This window comes from Brevundimonas sp. UBA2416 (assembly GCF_002343105.1).
Taxonomy (GTDB): Bacteria; Pseudomonadota; Alphaproteobacteria; order Caulobacterales; family Caulobacteraceae; genus Brevundimonas.
The window spans coordinates 3,696-3,952 of sequence record NZ_DDRM01000003.1 but is presented as its reverse complement, the minus strand read 5'-3'; the positions used below and the strand labels follow the sequence as shown (position 1 = coordinate 3,952).

Here is a 257-nt window from a genome sequence, read left to right as displayed (position 1 = left end):
ACCGGCGCGTGAAGGACGGCAAGGCCACGGACGAGGTGGTCTACATCTCGGCCATGGAAGAGGCGAAATACACGATCGCCCAGGCCAACATCGAGCTCAAGGACGGCATGATCGTCGAGGAGCTGGTCCCGGGCCGGATCAACGGCGACTCCCAGTTGCTGATCCGCGCCGACGTGGACATGATGGACGTGTCGCCGAAACAGGTCGTTTCGGTCGCCGCCGCCCTGATCCCCTTCCTGGAAAACGACGACGCCAAC

1 protein-coding gene is annotated in these 257 nt (G+C 63.4%); it reads left to right on the top strand.

The annotated features are described in order from the left end of the window. A partial coding sequence (locus tag B3E43_RS00610) for a hypothetical protein (protein WP_292025950.1) occupies positions 1 to 257 on the top strand: 257 nt, incomplete at both ends.